Origin of the sequence: Protofrankia sp. Cas4, assembly GCF_963555915.1 — a bacterium.
Lineage (GTDB): Bacteria > Actinomycetota > Actinomycetes > Frankiales > Frankiaceae > Protofrankia.
On sequence record NZ_CAUVXL010000268.1, the window covers coordinates 1 to 22,852 of the forward strand.

Sequence of the window (22,852 nt, forward strand, 5' to 3'; positions counted from 1 at the left end):
GGCGCGGGCGCGGGCGCAGGCGCGGGCGCAGGCGCGGGCAGCTCAGGCGCGGGCGCCGGCAGCGGCGTTGCCGGACGTGCCTCGGACGCGGCCTGATGCCCGTGTCGGCGCCGATCCGCAACGCGCTGGTATCCGCCGGACTCGACCCAGGTATGATCATCGAAATCGTGCGTCGGGCCGTCTGTGAGGATCTTGCCGACGGCCCGGTGGGCGCGGTGGACGCGACGTCGGTCGCAACCGTGGCGCCCGACCTCCAGGGCCGGGCCGCGATCGTCTCGCGGGCGCGAGGGGTGGTCGCCGGTCTGCCGGTAGCGGCGGCGGTGTTCGAGATCGTGCTGACCGAACAGTACGGGTCACGGGATGACGTGGCCGGTATCGAGCCGGCACCCCGGTCGGTATCCGAACGCGCCGGTGGACTGGAGATCACGATCAGCGTTTCGGATGGCGACCGGGTGGGCCCGGGCGACGCCGTCCTGACCGTTGCCGGCCCGGTGCGCGCTCTGCTCACCGCGGAACGCACCGCACTGAATCTGCTGTGTCACCTGTCCGGGGTTGCCACCGCGACCCGCCGGTGGGTGGACGCGGTCGACGGTACCAGCGCAGCGATCCGCGACACCCGCAAGACCCTGCCGGGGCTGCGTGCCCTGGAGAAGTACGCGGTACGTTGCGGCGGCGGGGTAAACCACCGTATGTCGCTGGCAGACGCCGCGCTGGTGAAGGACAACCATGTGATCGCCGCGGGTGGAGTGGCGGCGGCGTTCACCGCGGTGCGCACACGCTTCCCCGGTTTGACGGTCGAGGTGGAATGCGACACGCAGGCCCAGGTGGTTGAGGCCGTGGCGGCCGGCGCGGACCTGATCCTGTGCGACAACATGACTCCCGACGAACTGCGCGAATCGGTCGCCCTCGCCCGCCCGGCCGGGGTGGCAGTGGAAGCAAGCGGCGGGCTGACGCTGGCGATCGCGCGCGCGGTCGCCGAGACCGGCGTCAACTTCCTGGCGGTGGGCGCACTGACCCATTCCGCGCCCGCACTCGATCTCGGTCTGGATCTGAGTCTGAGTCTGGATCTCGTTCTGGATCAGCGCCTAGATAATCATATCGAACCGAACCAGGATCGTGATCTCTGATGCTGCTCGCGGTCGACGTCGGCAACACCAACACCGTCCTGGGAGTCTTCGACAACGACGAGCTCATTGATTCCTGGCGGATACGCACCGACCCGAACGCCACCGCGGACGAACTGTCGCTACTGTTCCGCGGCCTGTTGCGCGGCTACGACGTCGACGGCGTATCAGTCTGCTCCACCGTGCCGGCGGCGCTGCGCGAGATCCGCCGCATGCTGGTGCGGACGTTCGACGGAATCCCGGCGGTCGTGGTGGAGCCGGGTACCCGCACCGGGGTGCCGATCCTAATCGACAATCCCAAGGAAGCCGGCGCCGACCGCATCATGAACACCCTCGCCGCCCACCACCTGTACGGGGGGCCGGCGATAGTCGTCGACTTCGGGACGTCCACGAACCTCGACGTCGTCTCCAGCCGGGGCGAGTTCCTCGGTGGCGCACTCGCCCCCGGTATCGAGATCGCCCTTGACGCGCTCGCGTCCCGGGCCGCGCAGCTACGGAAGGTCGAGCTCACACCGCCACGATCTGTGATCGGGAAGAGCACCGTGGAGGCACTACAGTCAGGGATGATCTACGGTGTGGTCGGCCAGGTGGACGGCCTGGTACGCCGTATCGCCGAGGAGCTGGACACCGAACCCGTGGTCATCGCGACCGGGGGGCTGGCGTCCCTCATCATCGCCGAGAGCGAGACGCTGGCGCACCACGAACCGCATCTCACCCTCATCGGCCTGCGGCTGGTCTTCACCAAGAACACGTAGACAGGGTTTTCAACCTGTGTTGCGGTCGCAGGGCCAGATAGTCACGACACTGACCCGCAACGGCAGATGCCCCCGACCGGCTACCGGCGGGGGCATCGTCACGTCCGGTGCCCGTCTCCCCCGTTAACGATGTGAATCTGATGCTCCTGCCACAACACCAGATTCGCATCGTTCCCAAAGAGCGTTCGGCACTAGGGACGCGGCGTCGCGGGGCCGGGGCACGCGCCTTCGGCGGGGTGGCGTCCATCCAGGCCGACGCAACCAGCCTGCGGACATAGGTCTTCGGTTCCGGCGGTACCACGACATCCCCCGTTCGTGTTCTGCCTGCGTGGCCGACCGGTTATCGTGCCGACACGAGTACGACACAACGTGCGGGCGGGGTAACAGCAGGCCGTAACAGGCAGTCGTATGTAACCGGTTACGGGTAACGGGTAACGCCGGTTACCCGCGGCGAGAACGAGAGGAGGCACCGACGGACCGGCGGCAGGTACTGGAGGCAGGTGCGTTCACTGCGGCAACCGACGTCACTGCCGACGTGTTCCACCGAATCGCCGCGGCGGAACCGGACCGGCTCACCCTCGACGAGCTCGAAGCCGACCTGGCCGAGATCGCGGCCACCTACGCGACCGTTCGACCAGCGGCATCGGCTCGAAGAGCAGTCCGAGCTGCGTGACGCCTGCGATGAGGGAACCATGAGTTTTGAAGAGGACTTCCTCGAGTACATGGATTGCCGCGATCTCCTTCACGACCCAGTGATGTCTATTTTCCCTCGTCGGGCCGGAGCGCGGACGGAAGATACTTGCTGTGCGTGCCGCGCAGATACTGAATTCCCTGATCCCGACTGCTGCGGTATTCGAGATTCCGGGCGACGAACTTCAGGCGGTGCTCGGCGTCACCGACTTCAGGAGCCCGGCGAGGTGGTCCTCGTCGACCTCGACCGTGACCCGAGACATATATCCGCCCAACTTCCAGCAGGTCAAAGGGTGTGCGATCACAGCCCTTCTCGCACGTCCGGAACCCGCAGGGGAACCTAGCAGGACCGTCAGTATAGATCACGAGTCCAGGTGATCAGTTGCGAGGCAGGCGCAGGCGCCGTGCCCTTGGCCGGTGCGTGCGGTGCGTGCGGTGCGTGCGGTGCGGTGGCGCTCCGGTTCGGCCGGGGCGATCGGCTGGGGTTAGGATTGCCCCATTACGCTGGGGGATGTATGAGTGAGTGTGTGATGGTGGACGACGGACGCCGGGACGTGCCGGCTTTCGCGTCGTGATCGTCGACGAGGCGCAGGTAGCCGCGCTGCTCCCCGGCTACGACCTGGGCACCAAACTGGGTGCGGGCGCGTTCGGGCTGGTGCTGTCGGGCCGCCACCGCGACCTGAACCGTGATGTCGCGATCAAGATACTGTCCCCGGCGCAGGAGAACGCGCCGGGTGGTTTCAAGACCGAGGCGCGGATCCTCGCAGCCCTGGATCACCCGCATGTGGTGCGGGTCTATGACTATGTCGAGGCCGACGACCTGCATCTGATCGTCATGGAGTTACTGGGCGGGGGGACGCTGAGCCGTCGGCGCACGGGGATCTCCCCGGAGGGCGCCTGCGCGGTCGGTCTGGCAGCGGCCGCAGCGCTGACCTGTGCCCATACCCAGGGAGTGCTACACCGCGACATCAAGCCCGACAACATCATGTTTGACACCGGCGACTTACTCAAGGTCACCGACTTCGGGATTGCGAAGATTTTCGACGGGTCCGCGGCCACCGCGAGCATGCTCATCGGGACCCCGAAGTACATGGCGCCTGAACAGCTTGTCGGCGGCCGGTTGGGGCCGCCGACCGACCTCTATGCCCTGGGTGTGCTTCTCTACGAGTTGCTCGTCGGGGCGCCGCTGTTTGATCCGGCGCTATCCTCGCATGCCCTGGGCTACCAGCACCTCTACTCGCCGCCACCGCCGCTGGTGGGTGTGCCCGCGCCGGTGGCTGAGGTGGTTCTGCGGACTCTGGCCAAGGATCCGGCCGTCCGCCAGCCCTCCGCTCACGCCTTCGCTCTCGATCTTGCCCATGCGGCCGGCAGTGTCTACGGCCCTCGGTGGACCGCCCGCGCCGGGATCGGAGTGCGCCTCGACGACGACGTCCGCGAGGCTGCCGACCGCTCACCTCAGTTCAACCGCCAGCCGCCGGCTCCCGCCCCCCGCCCGTTGGCGCCGCCGACCGCGGTCAAACCATCATCACCGTGGACGGTCTCGCCCCCCTCATCGCCACCGGCCGGACCCACACCAGGCCCACCGAACCCCGGCTACCAGAACCCCGGCTACCAGAACCCCGGTTACCAGAACGCTCCTGGCTATCCGCCCAACCCCGGTTACCAGAATGCACCTGGCTATCCGCCGAGCCCCGGGCAGCAACCCAACCCCGGATATCGAGGCTCCGAATCCCCAACCCCCGGCTACCAGAGCCCGCCCGGCTATCCACCCGACCCCGGCTACCAGAACGCTCCTGGCTATCCACCGAACCCCGGGCAGCAACCCAACCCCGGGCAGCAACCCAACCCCGGATATCGAGGCTCCGAATCCCCAACCCCCGGCTACCAGAGCCCGCCCGGCTATCCATCCAACCCCGGCTACCAGAACGCTCCCGGCTATCCGCCGAACCCCGGCTACCAGAACGCTCCCGGCTATCCACCGGGCCCCAGGCAGCCCGTACCGCCGAATTACGGGCCCGGATCATACGACCCGTCGGCTCCGTTCGGACGCCATCCGGCGACCGGGGAACCGTACTCGGACAAGCAGAAGCTTGTTGCCGGGCTGCTTCAGATTTTCCTGGGTGGCTTCGGGGCAGGGCGATGGTATCTGGGCGACACCAGCACCGCACTCGCCCAGTTGTTCACCTGTGGTGGCCTCGGGATCTGGGCGCTGATCGACGGGATTCAGATTCTTACCGGCGATGTGCGTGACGTGCAGGGCCGGCCACTTCGTGATTGATCAGAATCACTCTTTCCGAGCTGCGGGCCGTAGCCGGTTACTACTCGGTATGACCGGGTGCGCGCTCGGCATCGGCTATCTTGTCGTTGTTGATCCGCACGACCCGGATGCGGTCATGCCGCGCTGTCCGACGAAGATTGTCACCGGGCTCGACTGCCCGGCATGTGGAGGCCTTCGGCTGGTTCACGACCTGCTTCACGGTCATGCGAGGGCTGCGGTTCACGACAATCCCTTTGTCCTGCTCTGCAGTCCGGTGCTGATGTACCTGGGCTGGCGGCACCTGCGTGCGGCCAGCCTGGGCGAACGGACCCGGGTTCCCAGGCCACTTGCTTCTGGCCTTGGTGGCGGCGCGCTCGTCTGGATGGTCGTACGCAACCTGCCTGGGTGGCCCCTGAAGCCGACATCCACCTGACCAGGCGGCAGGTGGTCAGCAGCTCGGCGAGGCTGTCACCTCGACGGGACACCCCGACTTGATCACCTTGCGGATCGTAATCTGTCCATCCGATCCGAAGGACTTCACCACGACCGAATGTTGCAGCCCCTCCGCCACCAGCGGAAGATCATGCAAGGTGGACGGCATCAGCTTGCCGAGAACGAAATAGTCGACATCCTGCCAGCCGTTCGTGAGCTTTCCGCGAACCGCGGGGTCGAGGTCCAGCTTGTAGAACCAGATCGGGTCCGGCTTCTTTCCCGCGATCACGAGATCGGTCCAGATGTTGTCGTCCGTCACGACGGTGTTGCCGTTGGGCACGTTCTCGATGTACCAACGTGCGGCGTCCCGGCTCGGCCTGCTGTCGTCGGCGGTCAGCGCGGTACGCAACGTCGGTGCCCACCGGCCCGGCAGGGCGACCAGGCCCACGATCACCACGCAGACCACGACGGCGACGCGCGCTGTCCTGGCCGCGGCGATCCGGCGCCGGCTCGCCGCCGCGTTGGAGCCACGAATAACCCCGGGAGTAGGGCCTGCGGCGCCGCGGAAGAGAGAGGCTCGTACCGCCTGTGGCCCACGGGTGACCCGGGGAAGGGTCACGTCGAGCATTCCGGCGGTACACAGCGCCGCGAACGGCAGCATCGCGGTTACATAGGCGTACGGCATGTAGCCGTCACGGAACATGAAGACGACCTGAATCAGAAGCAGCGCCGCAACCATCCGAAGACGCCGGACACAGAGCGCTGGGACCGCAGCGAGGACACCGGCACCCAGCAGATACGGATCCAGGTGCAGCCAGAGACCGGCCATACCCTGCGTGCCGCTACCCGCCTGCAGCAGGCTCCCGCTCGCGGTCCGTTCGAACAGCTGCCACTTGATCGCACGGATCAGCGAGACGTGGTCCGCCCCCTCGAACAGCTCGTTCTTCGCCACCGCATAGAGGACGTAGATTCCACAGATTGCGGTCAGGAAACCGAGGAAGTTGCCGCGTACGAACCGCCAGTTACGCGGGTCCCGGTTCGTCCGGAGCAGAAAATACACACCCGGCAGGAGCATCAGGGATGTTTCCTTCGACCAGAACGCGAAGGCCATGAATACCCCGGACGCGATGGCCGAGCCCACACTGCGCCGTGGCGACGCCGCACAGACCAGGGCGGCCACCACCCACAACACTGCAATGTTGTCGAGGAATGCCAGTCGCTGATACCACACCGCGAGCGGCGCCAGGGAGAACAGCAGGACGGCGAGACCGGCGAACGCACGCCGAAACGCGAGCCGGCGGGCGAGCAGGTAAATGAGCGCGCAACTGACCAGATGGACGACCAGCATGCACTCGCGTGCGGCCGTCACCGCAGAAGACGCCCGCTCGAAGGCATTCGTGACGGTTGTGTAGACGGCTATGAACAGCCAACCGCCAAAAGGATGATCATACCAGTAGGTGTAGTGGGCGATCTGGCCCCGGTATTGCATCGCGTATGCCTGGGCCGCATACGTGCCCTCATCGTCGTTGATCCGGCCGGGCCAGCCATCGAGGTTGATCCCGTGAACCAACCCGCAGGCAACGAGAAGAAGTGTCAACAGGGCCAGGCTCCGCCAGTGCGCGAACAGCCAGCCGGCGATGCGCGCTCGGGCGGTCGACATGCGATCCCCGAATATCAGACGATCCCGGGTACCGCTGCCGACGACGTCGATGCCATCCGGGTCGGCGACCGGCAGCGTGGCTGTGGCTGTGGCTGTGGCTGTGGTCGTGGTCGTGGTCGTGGTCACGAAACCCCCTCGAGCTCGGAGGAGCCCAGCATCACCACGTGGTGGGCACCGACATGCGTGGTTTTCTCCCACTGCACCTTGCCCTGGACCAGTCGCACGATGGCGCGTAGCGCCGCCACGGACAGGACCAGCTGATATACCGGTGCGCTCACTATCAATCGGGCGCTGTCGAGTAGACCGACCTTGAGCTGATATGCATCGGCAAAGCCGTGGAAAGCCGCCTGTTCCGTGATGACCATCAGAATCATCGCCAGCAGCGGTAGCCAGAATATGATCACGAGTCCCACCGGCGCCTTCAGAAAAAAGGTGAGCAGCACCGACGTGGGCAGAGCCAGCCCGGCAGCGGCCTGGAAGAACGGCATCAAGAGCATTTCCACGGCGAGCGCGCGCCGGCGCCAATCCGGAAGTCCGCGCCACTCGCCCTTTTGGAACACCTGGATGAAGCCCATCATCCACCGAGTCCGTTGCACCACCAGCTTCCCCAGGGTCTCCGGTGTCTCTTCCCGCGTCGTCAGCTCCGGATGGTAGAAGACCATGGTTTCGACCCCAGCCACCGAGGCACGCACGCCGAGATCACAGTCCTCGGTCAGGCAGGAGACATCCCACCCGCCCAGCCCGTCGAGAACCTCGCGCCGGATGAATACCGTGTTGCCGCCGAGCGGAATGAAACGCGCCACCGCCTGATAGCGCAACCTCGACATGAACCAAATGTAGTACTCCAGGCAGTTACGGGCCCGCCACCACGATGTGGCACTGTTGAGCCAGGACGCCAACGCACGCACCGGCCCGGCCGATTCCGGTCGCCGCCAGCCCGTACCGCGGACATTCATCAGCTGGACGCCGCCCTGGAAAATCCCGATCTCGGGATGATTGACGGCGAGTGTGTTCACGTAGCTGAGCAAGCCGCCGGCGACCAGCGACTCCGCGTCGACAATACCGATCAGATCGCCCTGGCAGTACTTCCGCGCATCCTCCAGCGAAAGCGGCTTGCTGCGCATGGCGCTTCGCGGCGTCACGAGCTTTACATTGGGGTGACGATCGGCGAATTCCTGGGCCACTGCACGCGTCTCCCGGTCGACCTCGTCGTCGGATACCACGACGACAAGCTCGAAGAGGTCCGGCGGGTAAGCACCGGCCAGTAGCTGGGCCAGGGTACGGCCGAGGACGGGCTCCTCCCGCGCGGGCACGATCAGTGAAAAGGTGTGCTGGGCTGGGGTGCGGTCCTCCAGGTGCACGTGGTCGACCCGTTCGGGCCGCTGCCAGCCGTACTGTGCCCGGACCAGGGTCAACCCGGCGACGAACAGCATCGCGAGCGACACCGCGGTCCACCCGGCGAGGGCCACCTCGCCGCGGTTCAGATACAGCATCCGGGCGATGGCTACAAGTAGCGGAAGCATCGGCAGGACGAGACAGCCGCGAAGGAAGCGAACACGTGGCGTCACGTCGGTCTGTGCGGCGACAAGCCAGGTGCCGACCACCACGTGCCCGCAAACCACCACCAGCGCACTCACCAGGGTGACGAGCAGCTGGCGCATGCTGACCTGTCCGACGACCGGAGCGCTCTGGTCGGATCTGGTCAGCTCGACGAAGACGAGCCAACCGACCGCCTCGGTCGAGATCCGTGCGGCCTCGGACCACAACCAGCCGCCCTGGCGGCGCCACCAGGTGAAGTCACGGTCCAGACCTTGCACGAGAAATATCGTGGCGACGACCGAGTATCCGTACGCGACCTGGCCCCCCACCCCGAGAAACCACGCGAACACGACCGACAATGCGACGCGGATGAACACGCTCATCCCACCGCTCACCACGAAACGCAGCCGTCCGGATGGGCTGTCCAAACGGGTTCGCAGCGGCGGTGGCGGGGCAAGCACCTGGCTGGGATTCACAGATTCCTACCTGAGTTCTCACGAGACGGCGACCAGCCGCGGGAAGTCCGCCGCATAGTCTGCGACCTTGGTACTGGCAAAGTAGAGAACGTGTTCGGTGTTATCGGCGCCATAGCCGGCGACCTGGGCCGCATGCGCCACGCTGTACCGGCCACCCGGTACCTGTTGCGCGCTCGCGAGCGGGACGCCGGCCGCCTGCTGCGCGGCATCAAGCTGCGCCGGTGAACCGGTGAGCCCGACGAACGTGGAATCGAACTGGTTCAACCAGCGCCGGAGCACTCCCGCTGTGTCACGGCCGGGATCGGTCGTGACGAAGACGACGGTGACCGCCGAGCCGACAGCCGAACTCACCAGTTGCTTGGCCGCGGCGATGTCGGCCATTGTCGTCGGGCAGACATCCGCGCAGTTCGTATAGCCGAAGAACAAAAGCGTGGCCCGGCCGGCGGTCTCCTTGGCAAAGTCGAAATTCCGCCCGGAGGTGTCGACCAGTGTGAACGAAGGCCGGGGCCTGGACACCTTCGCAACGGTGCCGTGCCACCCGCCCGCCGCCGGCCCGGCATTCAATGATGAACGTACCGCCGGCGGACCTGTCGCCGACGGACGTATCGATGAGCTGCCGGAGACCGCCGGGTGTGGTGCCTCACCTACGGGCGAGGACGCACACCCGGCCAGACAGCACAATGCCGCGGCAACGATCCAGCGGCGGGCGGGTCGAGGACGCCCGACCCGGGCATTGAATCGCAGGGACATTCCCCGACCTTCCTATGGAATCAGGATGCGCAGACGGTATCGCCGCGGGAAGCTGTCTTTCCGGGTCCGGCGAGATGCTTGCTGTCCACACCGATCACCTTGAGCGGGCCGAATCCGGCCGCCCGCAGGAAGTCACAGTCGACCGTGCGGCCACCGGGAGCGACCTTCGGAACACAGACGTTGGAGTTACCGCCCGCGTCCGCATAGTTGTGGTCACAGCCGTCCACCCACAGCGTCGCCGGCGACGGTCGACCATTTCCATGTGGCTGCACCCGACCGCTGAGGTCCCGGTTTCCCGGACCCACGGAATGCTCAACCGCGACCTGCCGGACCCGCCCGTCGGCCCGGGTGTCCGCCGTCGACCCGGTCACCCGCAGGGTGACGAGCAGGCCGACGGCGACGCACAGCACGGTGGCCGCACCGAGCAGAATTCTTTTTCTGGTCATCCGACATGCACCCACTTGGCCACGGACGGCACCCCGTTCATATCCTGGGCGAACATCATGTAATAACCGGCCGGCAACAGGTTCGGGTTGTCCGGGACGCTCACGCTGATATCCGTACCCGTTCCGGACAGCGGCAGGTCGACGCTCCGCTGGTTCGGGTCGGACTGATGGGTCACCGACGCCGGGCGGATCAGCGTGACGCGACCGATGTTCCCGCTCACGGTCAGTTTCTGCGTCGATCCATAATCGAACTGGTCGCCGGCGTTGGAAATAGTCGGGCGGTCCCTGGACATGTACCAGGGTGAATAGATGGAGATACCCAGGTCGAAATCACCGGTGGCCGGATTGTTCCCGATGGTCGCCACCCGGCCGTCCGGAAGCAGGAATGCCTCCGAATGGTACATCCGATCGGCTGGGTCAGCGGGCAGCGATGTGAAGGCGTTGGCGACCGGGTCGTACATGGACGCCTCATGTACGGCGTACTGGGGATAGTTGTGCTTCGCGCCGCCGGTCTCGAACACCTTGCCGTCGGGCAGGATGACGGCGCTCACATACATCTTCGCCGCCGGCAGATCCGGCCCGGCCGTCCACTGTGGATCTTCCTTGCTGAGGTTGATGATGTCCGTGTGGTTCGTCGGATCGAGGTCACTGTAGGAGTTGCCGCCGCCGAAGTTGGCCACCTTCTGGGCCTGCGCCGGCGGTAGGAGCACGGTGGCACCCTGATCCCGGAAATCGATGTCCCGCAGCCCCGGAACGTCAGTGATCGTCCCGGTGTCGACGTCGTAGATCTCCGACCCCGAGGTGTTCGGAAGAGCGTTGCCGAAGGTATGCGTCCCGCCGTAGAAAAGCCGGCCGTCCGACATCAGCACCATGGTGGGATACAGACCCCAGTAGAAGTACGTCTGCGGGACCTCGTTGAAGGGCTTCCACTGACCCTTCGTCGGGTCGAACATCTCGACGGCGACGTTTCCCGAACCGTTCTCGTTGAGCCCGCCGGTGGCGAATACCGAACCATTGCCGAGGTTCACCAGTGACGGGTACCAGTGCCCACCGCCCGGCATGTCGTTCGTCTTGGTGTAGGTACCGGTCATCGGGTCGAAGATGTAGCTGCTCGCCAGACCCTTGTAGTTCGTCGTGGGCGTCGGGTAAGCGAGGGTACCGCCAGCCAACAGGATTCGTCCGTCGGGAAGCTGGGTGTGCCCGACGCAGAAGAGATCCTCCTGGGTCGGAACATCGACGAAGTCGCCGTTCGACGGGTTCCAGATCTTGGAGACGAACTGGTTGTTTGCCGCCGCCGTCCCGTTGTTGCCGGATCCGGCAACGAGCAGGACGTTCCCTGTACGCAGCACCGTGGCGTGCACCGAGCGGACCGGAGAATCGTACGGCAGAGCCTGCCAGGAACCCTGACAGTCGCCCGTGCAACCGCCCGGTGGCGGCGGCGGAACGTCCCCCGCGGCTCCCCCACCGGTATAGCCGGCCCGCACGAGCCCGCTGCCGCCGCCCTGGTAGTACTCGACGTTCACGACGTGCTTTCCGGCCGTGACCGGCACGGTCGCCGTATAGGTGGTCGGCCCCTGGTCCTGCCATTGGTTGATGACAGCCGTGCCGTCGACATAGACACGCACACCGTCGTCCGCCGTTACCGTGAACGTGCTGTTCCCGGCCCGGAACTGGTCGGTCCGACTCCAGCGTGCCGAGAAGTTGTACGGGCCGACACCATCCACACCCGGCCCGTTCTCACCGTAGTCGTAACTGAGTGTGGCCTCACAACGTTCGGTCTTCGGTGGTCCCGACAGGGTTCTGTTGGGAAAGTAGGACGCCGCCCACTGGGTGGACAGGCAGGTCAACGACGACGGCGGGGCCGCGGCGGCGTACGACACCTGAACGACTGCACCACCGCCGTGCTCGAAGTACTCGACCTTGACCGTGTGGTCGCCCGCCGTGACAGTCGGGCTGGCGGTGAAGGTGGTCGGCCCCTGGTCCCGCCACTCGTCGATCACCAGCGTGTCGTCGACGTACACCCGAATGCCGTCGTCGGCCTCGGCGGTGAACGTGACGGTGCCGGCCGAGAACTTCTCGGTCCGGGTCCACCGAACCGAGAAGTTGTCCGCGTTGATACCGGGGACGTCCGGTGCGCCGGTTCCCCAGTCATGGCTGATGGCATCCTCACAGCGCCCGCGCGGGGCACCGGCAAGCGCCGTCCCGGAGAAATACGACGCCGTCCACTGGACGGGCGCACACGTCGGCGGGGGCGGCACCGGCGGGGCGTAGCTGAACTCGGCAAGAGCGCCACCGCCGTTCTGGTAGTACTCCACGACTATGGTGTGCTGACCAGCTGTCACCGAGGGGTTGGCGGAATAGCTGGTCGGGCCCTGGTCCTTCCATCCGTCAATGACGGTGCTGCCGTCCAGGAGAACGCGGATTCCGTCGTCCGCGGTCGCGGTGAAGCCGTACTCACCCTGGTCCAGATAGACCGTACGGGTCCACCGGACCGAATACCCGGATCCGCCTAGACCGCCGATCCCGGGGCCCGTCTCCCCCCAGTCGAAACTGATGTCGGTGTCGCAACGCGAGCCCACCGTCGGCCCGGCCATTGTCGTGTTGGCGAAATAGTCGCCGGCCCATTGTGTGTCCGGGCAGGTGACAGCTTTCGCCGTGCCTGGATTGACGACGACAAGCACCACGAACTGGATGGAGGCGATCGCGAGAAGTCCCGTCAGAGCGCGTCTGCGCCCCGACCTCCGACGTCCTCCCCTAAACATTTCCACCACTCCTGATCGGGATTGTCCGCCGGCTCATGCCTCGGCCTCCCCGGCGGCCCCGGTGATCGACCGCCTGGGCGACCGGAACGGGTTTCGCACCGTCGGTCGATGCTCGCCGTAGACGATCCGGTCGACCAACATGTAACGAACACCAACAGCAATTGCCAGGGTCGCGACGGTGGCCGTACCGAGGCTGATATGCCAGCGCTCCACAAACAGTCCGAGCAGCGGGAGGCGGATGACGAGATCGACGTTGTTCAGTAGTGCGAACGGCACGTACCGGCGAATTCTGGACTGGTTTCCGCGCTCCCAGACAAGCAGGTCAGCGCCGACGAAATTCCATAGGATGGCGACCTGGGTAGCGATCACCGCAGCCGGCACATAATGCATGCCGCTGTGGTGCAGAAACGCCGTACCAAAAACGTTCGGCAATGTCCCGGAGGCGCCTACGAGCGCAAACCGCGCAGCCCGGGGCAGGCGGAGTGAGAACAGCCGCCGCGCAAAGCGGACCCCCTCGGACATCGAGGCGTTCGATGATCCGGCATGCCGTTCGCCGAAGACATACCCGACCTCCGCGACGCGCAGGCCGCCGGAACGAACCAGCAGCTCAAGCAGGATCTTGTACCCGTTCGGCCGGAGCCGGTCGAGGTCCAGCGCCGCGATCCGGACGAGGAAGAACCCGCTCATGACGTCCGACACGCCACGCAGTCGCAGCGGGAAAAGCATCCGGGACAGCAGATTCGCAGCGGATGACACGACTCGACGGCGCCCGTTCGCCAGACCTGAGGCACTGCCGCCGTGGACGTAACGACTGCCGACGACAACATCGACGTCGCCGGCACCAGCCGCGGCAAAGAGCTCTGGAATCACCTCCGGTGGATGCTGCAGATCACCATCGAGAATCACCGCATAGTCGGCGTGACAGAGCCGGATGCCTTCGGTGACGGCGCCACCGAGCCCGCCCACCCGATAGGGCGCGGGCCGGTGGTGGACACGGATCCGCATCCGTACAGAACCACGGAGCGCTTTTATGATCTCCGGCGTGGCGTCGTCCGAATCGTCGACGAAGATGACCTCGCTGGGTAGATCGGCCAGCGCGGCGTCAAGGCGGCGAAGGAGCGGCTCGACATTCGCGGCCTCGTTCCGGGTCGGCACCACCACCGATACCAGTACCTGCTCGTCCGGCCGATAGCCGGCGACAGATGTGGTGCGCATGGTCGAAACCACCATTGAGGAAGCTCGCGGCCGCGGCACCAGGTCTGCCAGCTGCGCATCGAAAATGCGCTCGTCAGGCATGCTCATCCGCTGGTCTCCCCCCGGTTCGGGACGGCGGCCAACGCGGCAACCGTCCACTGGGTACGTCAGATGCCGGGACCGGGATTTCCCGGTCCGGCATGCTCGGCGCCGCCGGCTTGGCTACCGGAATGCGCGCCGAGCGGGCGCGATCCGCCGCGAAGGCCGTCGCGGAAGAAAGCAGGTCGCGCGGAAACAGCCCACGCGAAAGAATTCCTGACCCAGCTGGATCAGAACTGAACAAACGGTTTGGCGGCCTGGTGGCCGGGCGGCCCGAGAGGGCATCGGTTGAGCCAAAGGCGGCGCGATCATGGCCTTTTCGCGCCACCGGCGGCCCGAGAGGGCATCGGTTGGGCCAAAGGCGGCGCGATCATGGCCTTTTCGCGCCACCGGCGGCCCGAGAGGGCATCGTGCAAATCGTTCCGGTGTGCAGCGAACGTACCAGGAGTCGATCGAGGCCAGGGCCGGCCGAGATGTGACGCGCATGTATCGGTGGGTTTTCGTCGCTGGCGAGCGGATCGCAAAACCCGCCGATCTCACCGTCAGTTATGGCCTGACGTGCGGAAACTACCCCGCGTAGCCGTCTTTGTTCTCATTATCGTGCATTGTTTATATGCTATGAACCGCACCACAAAGATCGCCGTCGGGGCTCCTCTGCGCTTCCGCCGTGCCGAGCGGCCGAGATCGAGACCGCGATGACCCTTCCGTACTCAGAAGACCGGGCGACGCGGCGGCGTACCGGGGCCTGCAGGGGCGGCGCGCAGTGGTGACGTGTTCCTGACAGCGTACCTCTACGGACACCCCATTGCGTTCTTATCGACTCCGGCCGACACCATCACGTCCACACCCGGTTCAGGGCATCGGCGGGCAGCCAGGCGTCCCGGCTCCGTCTGACCGGCGTCGACAGGTCAAGATCATCTAGGCTGGCGAACCGTCCCCTGGGTGGCACGGCCCGCCGCGCCGCCCAGGCAGCGAATTCCGGGGCCGGCGTCAGGCCGAAGAGCTCCCGCATCCCGACGACGTCACGAAACCCGGTCGACGACTGATGCAGGCTCGCCTGGACGCCCTGGACGTCCTGGACGTCCAGGGCCGCCAGCCCCCACGCGCTCGCGGAGGCACGCAACGTCTGGTTACGCAGGGCCAGCGCGTCCGGGGTCACTCCGGTGACATGGTTGCTGCCCGCCGCGGCCAAGAGCAACAGAAGGTCCGCACCGGTGTTCCGGCCCGTGTCGACGTCGCCCCCGTATGACTCGCCCCCGTATGACCCGTCTCCGTATGACCCGCCCCCGTATGACTCGGCCGGGTACGAGCTGCCCGGGTACGAGCCGCCGATGCGCCGCTTGGCTGCGTAGGACACATCGCAACCCATCGGGAGTCCGAGTAGCTTGCCGACAAAATGGTCCTCCAGTCCGGCCCGGATGATCTGCCGGGAACCGGCCAGATATTCTCCGCCGCTGGATCCGATCACGGAACTGACCAGAAACGGATCAAAAGCGCGAGCGACACCGAATGCACGCGCGGACAGGGTGAGTTGGTCCACCCCATGGTGTGCCTCGACGGACAGCGCATTTCCCTGCCCCGCCTCGAAGTACATCACCTGGTCGCCGCTGAAGTCGGCGGCACGTTCCCGGTGGTGCTCGAGCACCGCCTCACGCGCTTGCGCGAGGAGGTCCAGGGTGATCCCGAACGCGCGGTCCGCCCGCTGTGTCCCGGCAACGGAGGCGGACAGCAGATCGACCGGAGCACCCGCCTCCATCAGGCCCAGCTGGGTGGTGAGATGGCCCAGGACGCAGGTCTGCGCCGGTGCCCCGAGCTGTCCGACCAGCGTGGCCAGACCATGCAGGATCCGCTCGACCCGCCCGGTCGAGGCGCCTCCCGGATCCACGCTGACGACGGCGTCGCCGCAGCCGAGGGCCAGCCCGTCCAGTGCCAACAGGAGGAAAGCCTCGATGTCGTCAGTCGGCTGGTCCAGCTGGAAACCGATGCCGAACACGCCTGTCCCGCCCATTGAGTTTCGACAACGGGTGACCGTCCGCAGTGGTTTCGCGGCAACAACGAGATCCCGATCGGTCATGATTTTAGCCACCGCCGCCGCTATCTCGGGCGTTATTCCCGCAGCTAACCCCGCGTCCCATTGCAGGGAGAACTCCGGCCGCAGGACCAACTCGCGGAATTCACCGACGGTCAGGGCGCAGACGGCACCGAACCGCAATTCGTCGTGGCCGTCGTTGATCAAATCGGTGACCGCGTCCTCGATCAACGGATTCGCGACGATTTCGCTGAGCCGGACATCCGCGAGCGCTCGTCGGGCCGCGACCCGCTGAGCCGCCGAGTACGCGGCCACCCCCGCCAGCTGATCACCGGACTTCGCCTCGCCCGCCTTGGCGAACAGTTCCACGAGATCGGCGAATACGTAACGCTCGCCATGCACGACCGACTGGAAACTCAACCGTCCACCTCATGTATCTGGTTACATCGTCGCGGCCGCGTGCCCTTCGGCCCCCGGTGGTCACTGGTGAACCTCCCACGGGACCCTCCTGCGTGTCGCCGGCGACCCCGAGGATGAGGGGCGTGTGCATCACGGCGCGACAGCGGGAGGCACCCCTGAAAGCGACCTTGGCGGCGATCGCACCGGTACTCGCACCGCAGGTGGCGCGGATCGGCCGCGCCGAGCCCGGCACCGGCTGGTTGCGTCGCGCCGATCTGCTCACCGGCGCAGGCCTGGACACGATGGTGCGCGAGCTGCGCCAGGCATACGGCTATGACCGGGAGGTGGCGGTCAGCAGCTTCCTGGCCGCGTACACCGCCGGCGTGGCCGGACCGGCTATCGCCACGTATGTCGTGCGCCACCGGGTGCCGGACCTGGCTGCGGACGGCTTGGCACTGCACGGCGCACCCGGCGGATGGTTCGACGTGACGGCGTTTCACACCGAGCGGATGACGGTTCTCCCCGACGACCCGGTGCTCCCCGACGACCCGGTGCTCCCCGACGCTGGGACCGTCCGCGCGACGATCGACGTGGTCGAAGACCGTGCCGCCCTTCGGCTACGGTTAGTAACCAACCTGGTCGAGCATCTGGAGCCACTGGTCCTGGCGCTACGGCCGCGGGCGCGCCTGGGCCTGCCCGCGCTGTGGGGTGCGGTGGCCACGCAGTGCGGCCGTGCATTCCTGCTGACGGAGCGGGTGACCGGGGATCCCGACATCGGCCGGATGGAGGCGGATGCCTTTTTCGCCCTGGCCTGCCCGCCGATGCGTGCCCGCCCGACGTGGTCCGATTTCACCCACCGGGGTCGGCGGCAGACGGCGATGCGCCGGGGTTCGTGCTGCCTCGTCCACCGGATGAGCGGCCAGTACTGCACGACCTGCCCATTCACGTCCGATTCGGAACGCGAGCGACGCCTTCGCGAGTGGATAGATACCCAAGGTGACGAAGGGTTGGCGGTTGGCTAACACCGCCACCACCAGGACCGATTTGCTCGTGTTTCCCGCTGAGCCGCCGCGGGGCCACCCGATGGTCATCACTTGCCGTCCGCTCGGTGACATATACAATTGGCTACTGTAGCGTAGACATCGAGTAAGATTTTTCATTCTCTGCGCAATGGTATAACTCCGAAGCGCACAACATATTACTTTCAGCGACCATCGGCAGGCGGTTGAAGTATGGACCCAGGCGGGTCGCCACCGACGATCGGGGCCGTCCCGGTCTCCCGGTGCGGGGGCTCGCCAACACGGTAACCATCAGATTTCGTTCTGCTCTCGGCGGAACAGCGGGACGGAATCGGTCCGGGTCAGCCACCGTTGGCTCAGGCGTCTTCGCTGGTGGATCGGCTACCTCAGTCGGTCCGCCGTCCACAAGGGAGAGGGCGGGGCCGGCGGGAAGGTTTCCGTTCGATGCGTGGGGACATGCATCGGCGGAGCTAGCATGCGGATACCGACTGCCGTGTGGTCGGTCGCACCGCTCGAAGGAGCGCACATGTTCGAGAGATTCACCGACCGGGCACGTCGGGTCGTCGTCCTGGCTCAGGAAGAAGCCAGGATGCTCAACCACAACTACATCGGAACCGAGCACATCCTGCTCGGACTGATCCACGAGGGGGAGGGCGTCGCCGCCAAGGCGCTTGAGTCGCTCGGTATCTCCCTCGAGGGTGTTCGGTCACAGGTCGAGGAGATCATCGGGCAGGGCCAGCAGGCCCCGAGTGGGCACATCCCGTTCACTCCGCGTGCCAAGAAGGTGCTGGAGCTGTCCCTGCGGGAGGCCCTGCAGCTCGGCCACAACTACATCGGAACCGAGCACATCCTGCTCGGACTGATCCGCGAGGGCGAAGGCGTGGCCGCGCAGGTGCTGGTCAAGCTCGGAGCCGACCTCAACCGGGTTCGCCAGCAGGTCATCCAGCTGCTGAGCGGATACCAGGGCAAGGGCGACCCCGCGACCGCCGGCGCGCCGTCGGAGGGCACTCCGTCGACCTCGCTCGTCCTCGACCAGTTCGGGCGCAACCTCACGGCCGCAGCGCGCGAATCCAAACTCGACCCGGTGATCGGGCGCGAGAAGGAGATCGAGCGCGTCATGCAGGTGCTGTCGCGCCGGACCAAGAACAACCCGGTGCTGATCGGCGAGCCCGGAGTCGGCAAGACCGCGGTCGTCGAGGGGCTGGCGCAGGCGATCGTCAAGGGCGAGGTGCCCGAGACGCTCAAGGACAAGCAGCTGTACACCCTCGACCTCGGTGCGCTGGTCGCGGGCTCCCGCTACCGCGGTGACTTCGAAGAGCGCCTGAAGAAGGTCCTCAAGGAGATCCGTACCCGCGGCGACATCATCCTGTTCATCGACGAGCTGCACACCCTCGTCGGCGCGGGTGCCGCGGAGGGCGCGATCGACGCCGCGTCCATCCTCAAGCCGATGCTGGCGCGTGGTGAGCTGCAGACGATCGGTGCCACCACCCTGGACGAATACCGCAAGCACCTGGAGAAGGACGCCGCGCTCGAACGGCGCTTCCAGCCCATCCAGGTCGCGGAGCCGTCGGTGGCACACACCATCGAGATCCTCAAGGGCCTGCGGGACCGGTACGAGGCACACCACCGCGTGTCGATCACAGACGGTGCCCTGGTTGCGGCCGCATCCCTGGCGGACCGCTACATATCCGACCGGTTCCTGCCGGACAAGGCGATCGACCTCATCGACGAGGCCGGTTCGCGGATGCGCATCCGCCGGATGACCGCACCGCCGGACCTGCGCGAGTTCGACGAGCGCATCGCGAACGTCCGCCGGGACAAGGAGTCCGCGATCGACGCGCAGGACTTCGAGAAGGCCGCGTCCCTGCGTGACCGGGAGAAGACCCTACTCACCGAGAAGGCCAAGCGGGAGAAGGAATGGAAGGCCGGCGACATGGACGTCGTCGCCGAGGTGGGTGACGAGGAGATCGCCGAGGTCCTGGCAATCTGGACCGGCATCCCCGTGTTCAAGCTCACCGAGGAGGAGACGGCCCGCCTTCTGCGTATGGAGGACGAGCTGCACCGTCGCGTCATCGGCCAGCAGCAGGCCATCAAGGCGGTCTCCCAGGCGATCCGGCGTACCCGCGCGGGCCTGAAGGATCCCAAGCGTCCCGGTGGCTCGTTCATCTTCGCCGGCCCCTCGGGTGTCGGTAAGACCGAGCTCTCCAAGACCCTGGCGGAGTTCCTGTTCGGCGACGAGGACTCGCTGATCCAGCTCGACATGAGCGAGTACATGGAGAAGCACACGGTCTCGCGGCTGGTGGGTTCCCCGCCCGGCTATGTCGGGTATGAGGAAGGCGGCCAGCTCACCGAGCGGGTCCGGCGCAAGCCGTTCTCGGTCGTCCTGTTCGACGAGGTCGAAAAGGCCCACCCGGATGTGTTCAACACCCTCCTGCAGATCTTGGAGGACGGTCGCCTGACCGACTCCCAGGGCCGACTGGTGGACTTCAAGAACACTGTTCTGATCATGACCTCGAACCTGGGCACCCGGGACATCTCCAAGGGCCCCGGCATCGGGTTCGCGACCGGACAGGGCGCCATCGACTACGAGCGGATGAAGGCGAGGGTCCAGGACGAGCTCAAGCAGCACTTCCGGCCCGAGTTCCTCAACCGGATCGACGACATCATCGTCTTCCACCAGCTGTCCGAGGCTGAGATCATCCAGATCGTCGACCTCATGCTGGCCCGGGTGGACATCCAGCTCAAGAACAAGGACATGGCTCTCGAGCTGACGCCCGCGGCCAAGATGCTGCTGGCCAAGAAGGGCTACGACCCGGTGCTGGGCGCCCGGCCGCTGCGCCGGACGATCCAGCGGGAGATCGAGGACGTCCTGTCCGAGAAGATCCTGTACGGGACGCTCAAGCCCGGCGAAATCGTCGTGGGTGACGTGGAGGGCGAAGGGGAGACCGCGAAGTTCATCTTCCGCGGTGAGCCCAAGCCGAACCAGGTGCCCGACGCTCCTCCCATCGATCTGGCCAAGTCCACCGAGTAAGAGCGCCCGGCCGCGCCGGCCGGGATGTGACGTAGCTCGTCGGCAAGGGGCGGCTCCGCTGTGGCGGGGCCGCCCCTTGCGGCATGGAGGACAGCAGGTGGCTCCGCGTGCGGGAACTCCCGTCGAACACATCCATCTGACGTTCGGGTCGGAGCCGGCCAGATCAATGGCCGTGTCGTGGACAACGCCGGGCGTGGTGGGCCACCCCCGGGTACGGTTCGGTCCCACCGCGGGCGGTCCCGATCGCGAGGTGCCCGCCATCACCCGGGTGTACACCGACGCGGTCACCGGTGTGGAGGTAATCAGTCACCATGCCCTGCTCACACACCTCGAACCGGACTCCATGTACCTGTACGAGGTCCACCATGACCGGATCGCCCATGTCGAGGGCGGGACGCTGCGCACGGCACCCGCCGATCGGGCGAGGTTCACGTTCACCTGCTTCGGCGACCAGGGCACATCCGCGGCCTACGACCCGCTCGGCACCCCGGCGTCCGGACATGTCGTGGCCGGTATCGAACGAATTGGTCCACTTTTCACCCTGGTCGCCGGCGATCTGTCGTACGCGAACCACAGCAGCGACCCGCTGCGGGCCTGGTCCGACTGGTTCAACATGATCAGTACGTCGGCCCGGCACCGCCCGTGGATGCCCGCCGCCGGCAACCACGAGGTCGAGCGCGGGAACGGGCCGCACGGACTGACGGCCTATCAGAGCCGATTCCTGCTGCCCGACAACAGTGAGCCCGCCGACACGCGGGTCGCCGAGGGTGAGATCGCCGCCGGCACTGATCCGGATGTCGCCGGCCTGTGGTACGCCTTCACCGTATCGAACGTGCGTTTCGTCATTCTGCAGAACGACGATGTCTGCTATCAGGACGCCGGCATGGTGTACATCCGCGGATACAGCGGCGGCCGGCAGCGGGCATGGCTCACCCGAACCCTGCGTGACGCCCGAGCCGACCCAGACATCGACTGGATCATCGTCTGCATGCACCAGACCGCCGTGTCGAGCGCCGAGCACCACAACGGCGCGGACCTCGGCATCCGGCAGGAGTGGCTGCCGCTGTTCGACGCCTTCGAGGTGGACCTTGTCCTGTGCGGCCACGAACACCACTACGAACGGACGCACCCGCTGCGTGGCGCGGTCGACGGTTCTGATGTGCTCACGCCGCGCCCGGTCTCAGCGCAGACGGATGTGATCGACACTTCGCGTGGAACGGTACACATGGTCCTGGGGACGGGTGGGTCGTCGTCGCCGTCGGCCGGCAACCTGTTCGACCCGCCCGCCGGTCGAGTGATCGTCGGTGTGGAAGCACGGGAGTCCGACCCGAGGCGGCTTCGCTCGATCTACGCCCACGAGCCGGCACCATGGCTGGCGCTGCGCGCACCGGAGCACCCGTACGCGTTCGCCGGCTTCGAGGTGGATCCGGGCGAGTCGGGCGGAACAAGCCGCATCCGAGTGACCGTGTACGACAGCTCCGGACCCTCACCCGTCCCGTTCGACACGTTCACGCTGGTCAGGACCGGTGCGGCCGCCAGAAGCGCTGCCGGCACCACTGCCGGCAGCGGCGAGGCCGTCCCTACCTGGGCCGGTTGATTTCCCGGGCCTGCTGGCCACCTGCCCTCCGACCGCCTGTCGTGGGAACACGGACAGGGCTTGCACCTATGGTACGAAGTTCGCTACCTTCTGTTCGCGTCCCGGCGGGGCACACGACCGGCCCGCGCGTTCCCCCGTACGTCGTGGGCTGATCGCCGCCGGGGCGCGCACCGGCCGGACGATGATGACGCGCGAATGCGGCATCCCCGTATGCCGATAAGAGTGCCCGGCAATAGGGGCGTGGATCAAAGAGCGGGGCTGGGGTACCCGTGCAGCGGACTCCTGCCATCCTCGGTTGGTGGCCACAGGTCACCGGTGCAAACCGGGCAGGTAAGCGGGCAGGTAACCGGGCCAGCACGAGTGGATGGTTGACATACATTTTTCGCCCGAAAACCGGCGTTTCCTGACGTCTTCCTTCCACTCGTCGCACCGAAGAAGATGTGGATCAAAGAGCGGGGCTGGGGTGCGTGCCCCAGCCCCGCGACGCCGCGTCCCCTCTTGCCGGTCGCTCTAAGCCGCCGGACCTGCGCGACCGGGCCTGTGTGCGAGCGACTCCGGTCCTGGTGTGCAACATGCATACCAGGACGGGAGTC

The 22,852-nt window shown here is 66.4% G+C and carries 14 protein-coding genes; 7 read left to right on the forward strand and 7 right to left on the reverse strand.

The features are described from left to right. Positions 1 to 95 precede the first annotated feature (95 nt). The 4 genes from nadC to U9979_RS24165 all read left to right on the forward strand — a co-directional run bounded on the left by nadC (position 96) and on the right by U9979_RS24165 (position 5,259). A complete protein-coding gene (gene nadC / locus U9979_RS24150; RefSeq protein WP_322781087.1) occupies positions 96 to 1,127 on the forward strand; it encodes a carboxylating nicotinate-nucleotide diphosphorylase in 1,032 nt (343 codons plus the stop codon). Further along, entirely contained in the window at positions 1,127 to 1,879 is a 753-nt protein-coding gene (locus U9979_RS24155) for a type III pantothenate kinase (RefSeq protein ID WP_322751587.1), read from the forward strand. The genes nadC and U9979_RS24155 overlap by 1 nt, the downstream gene beginning before the upstream one ends. Before the next feature lie 1,213 nt (positions 1,880 to 3,092). Continuing rightward, on the forward strand, positions 3,093 to 4,847 hold the full coding sequence (locus tag U9979_RS24160) for a protein kinase domain-containing protein (RefSeq protein WP_322781088.1): 1,755 nt from the start codon (positions 3,093 to 3,095) through the stop codon (positions 4,845 to 4,847). A 49-nt stretch (positions 4,848 to 4,896) separates the two neighbouring features. Next, complete coding sequence (locus tag U9979_RS24165) at positions 4,897 to 5,259, forward strand: DUF2752 domain-containing protein (protein ID WP_322781089.1); 363 nt, start codon at positions 4,897 to 4,899, stop codon at positions 5,257 to 5,259. Positions 5,260 to 5,274: 15 nt separating this feature from the next. On the opposite strand, the gene U9979_RS24170 is transcribed toward U9979_RS24165, so the two are convergent. The 7 genes from U9979_RS24170 to eutB all read right to left on the reverse strand — a co-directional run bounded on the left by U9979_RS24170 (position 5,275) and on the right by eutB (position 16,633). Then, positions 5,275 to 7,044, reverse strand: a complete 1,770-nt coding sequence (locus U9979_RS24170) for an ArnT family glycosyltransferase (RefSeq protein ID WP_322781090.1) — start codon at positions 7,042 to 7,044, stop codon at positions 5,275 to 5,277. Then, positions 7,041 to 8,933, reverse strand: a complete 1,893-nt coding sequence (locus U9979_RS24175; RefSeq protein ID WP_322781091.1) for a glycosyltransferase — start codon at positions 8,931 to 8,933, stop codon at positions 7,041 to 7,043. Before U9979_RS24175 ends, U9979_RS24170 begins: the two co-directional genes overlap by 4 nt. 18 nt (positions 8,934 to 8,951) lie before the next feature. Then, positions 8,952 to 9,449 (reverse strand): SCO family protein, encoded by a 498-nt coding sequence (locus U9979_RS24180; protein WP_322781092.1) that lies wholly within the window; start codon positions 9,447 to 9,449, stop codon positions 8,952 to 8,954. A 254-nt stretch (positions 9,450 to 9,703) separates the two neighbouring features. Next, positions 9,704 to 10,129, reverse strand: a complete 426-nt coding sequence (locus U9979_RS24185; RefSeq protein WP_322749795.1) for a hypothetical protein — start codon at positions 10,127 to 10,129, stop codon at positions 9,704 to 9,706. After that, positions 10,126 to 12,891 (reverse strand): PA14 domain-containing protein, encoded by a 2,766-nt coding sequence (locus U9979_RS24190; protein WP_322781093.1) that lies wholly within the window; start codon positions 12,889 to 12,891, stop codon positions 10,126 to 10,128. Before U9979_RS24190 ends, U9979_RS24185 begins: the two co-directional genes overlap by 4 nt. Before the next feature lie 33 nt (positions 12,892 to 12,924). Beyond that, a complete protein-coding gene (locus U9979_RS24195) occupies positions 12,925 to 14,193 on the reverse strand; it encodes a glycosyltransferase family 2 protein (RefSeq protein ID WP_322781094.1) in 1,269 nt (422 codons plus the stop codon). 826 nt (positions 14,194 to 15,019) lie between these two features. Next, on the reverse strand, positions 15,020 to 16,633 hold the full coding sequence (gene eutB, locus U9979_RS24200) for an ethanolamine ammonia-lyase subunit EutB (RefSeq protein ID WP_322781095.1): 1,614 nt from the start codon (positions 16,631 to 16,633) through the stop codon (positions 15,020 to 15,022). Between the two features lie 113 nt (positions 16,634 to 16,746). Between eutB and U9979_RS24205 the strand changes: the two genes are divergently transcribed. The 3 genes from U9979_RS24205 (at position 16,747) to U9979_RS24215 (ending at position 22,259) form a co-directional block, all read left to right on the forward strand. Next, entirely contained in the window at positions 16,747 to 17,634 is an 888-nt protein-coding gene (locus U9979_RS24205; protein WP_416220302.1) for a (2Fe-2S)-binding protein, read from the forward strand. 523 nt (positions 17,635 to 18,157) lie between these two features. Then, on the forward strand, positions 18,158 to 20,662 hold the full coding sequence (locus U9979_RS24210) for an ATP-dependent Clp protease ATP-binding subunit (protein ID WP_322781097.1): 2,505 nt from the start codon (positions 18,158 to 18,160) through the stop codon (positions 20,660 to 20,662). A gap of 97 nt (positions 20,663 to 20,759) precedes the next feature. Further along, the gene (locus U9979_RS24215; protein ID WP_322781098.1) at positions 20,760 to 22,259 is read left to right on the forward strand and encodes a metallophosphoesterase family protein; all 1,500 of its coding nucleotides are present in this window, start codon (positions 20,760 to 20,762) and stop codon (positions 22,257 to 22,259) included. Positions 22,260 to 22,852 lie beyond the last annotated feature (593 nt).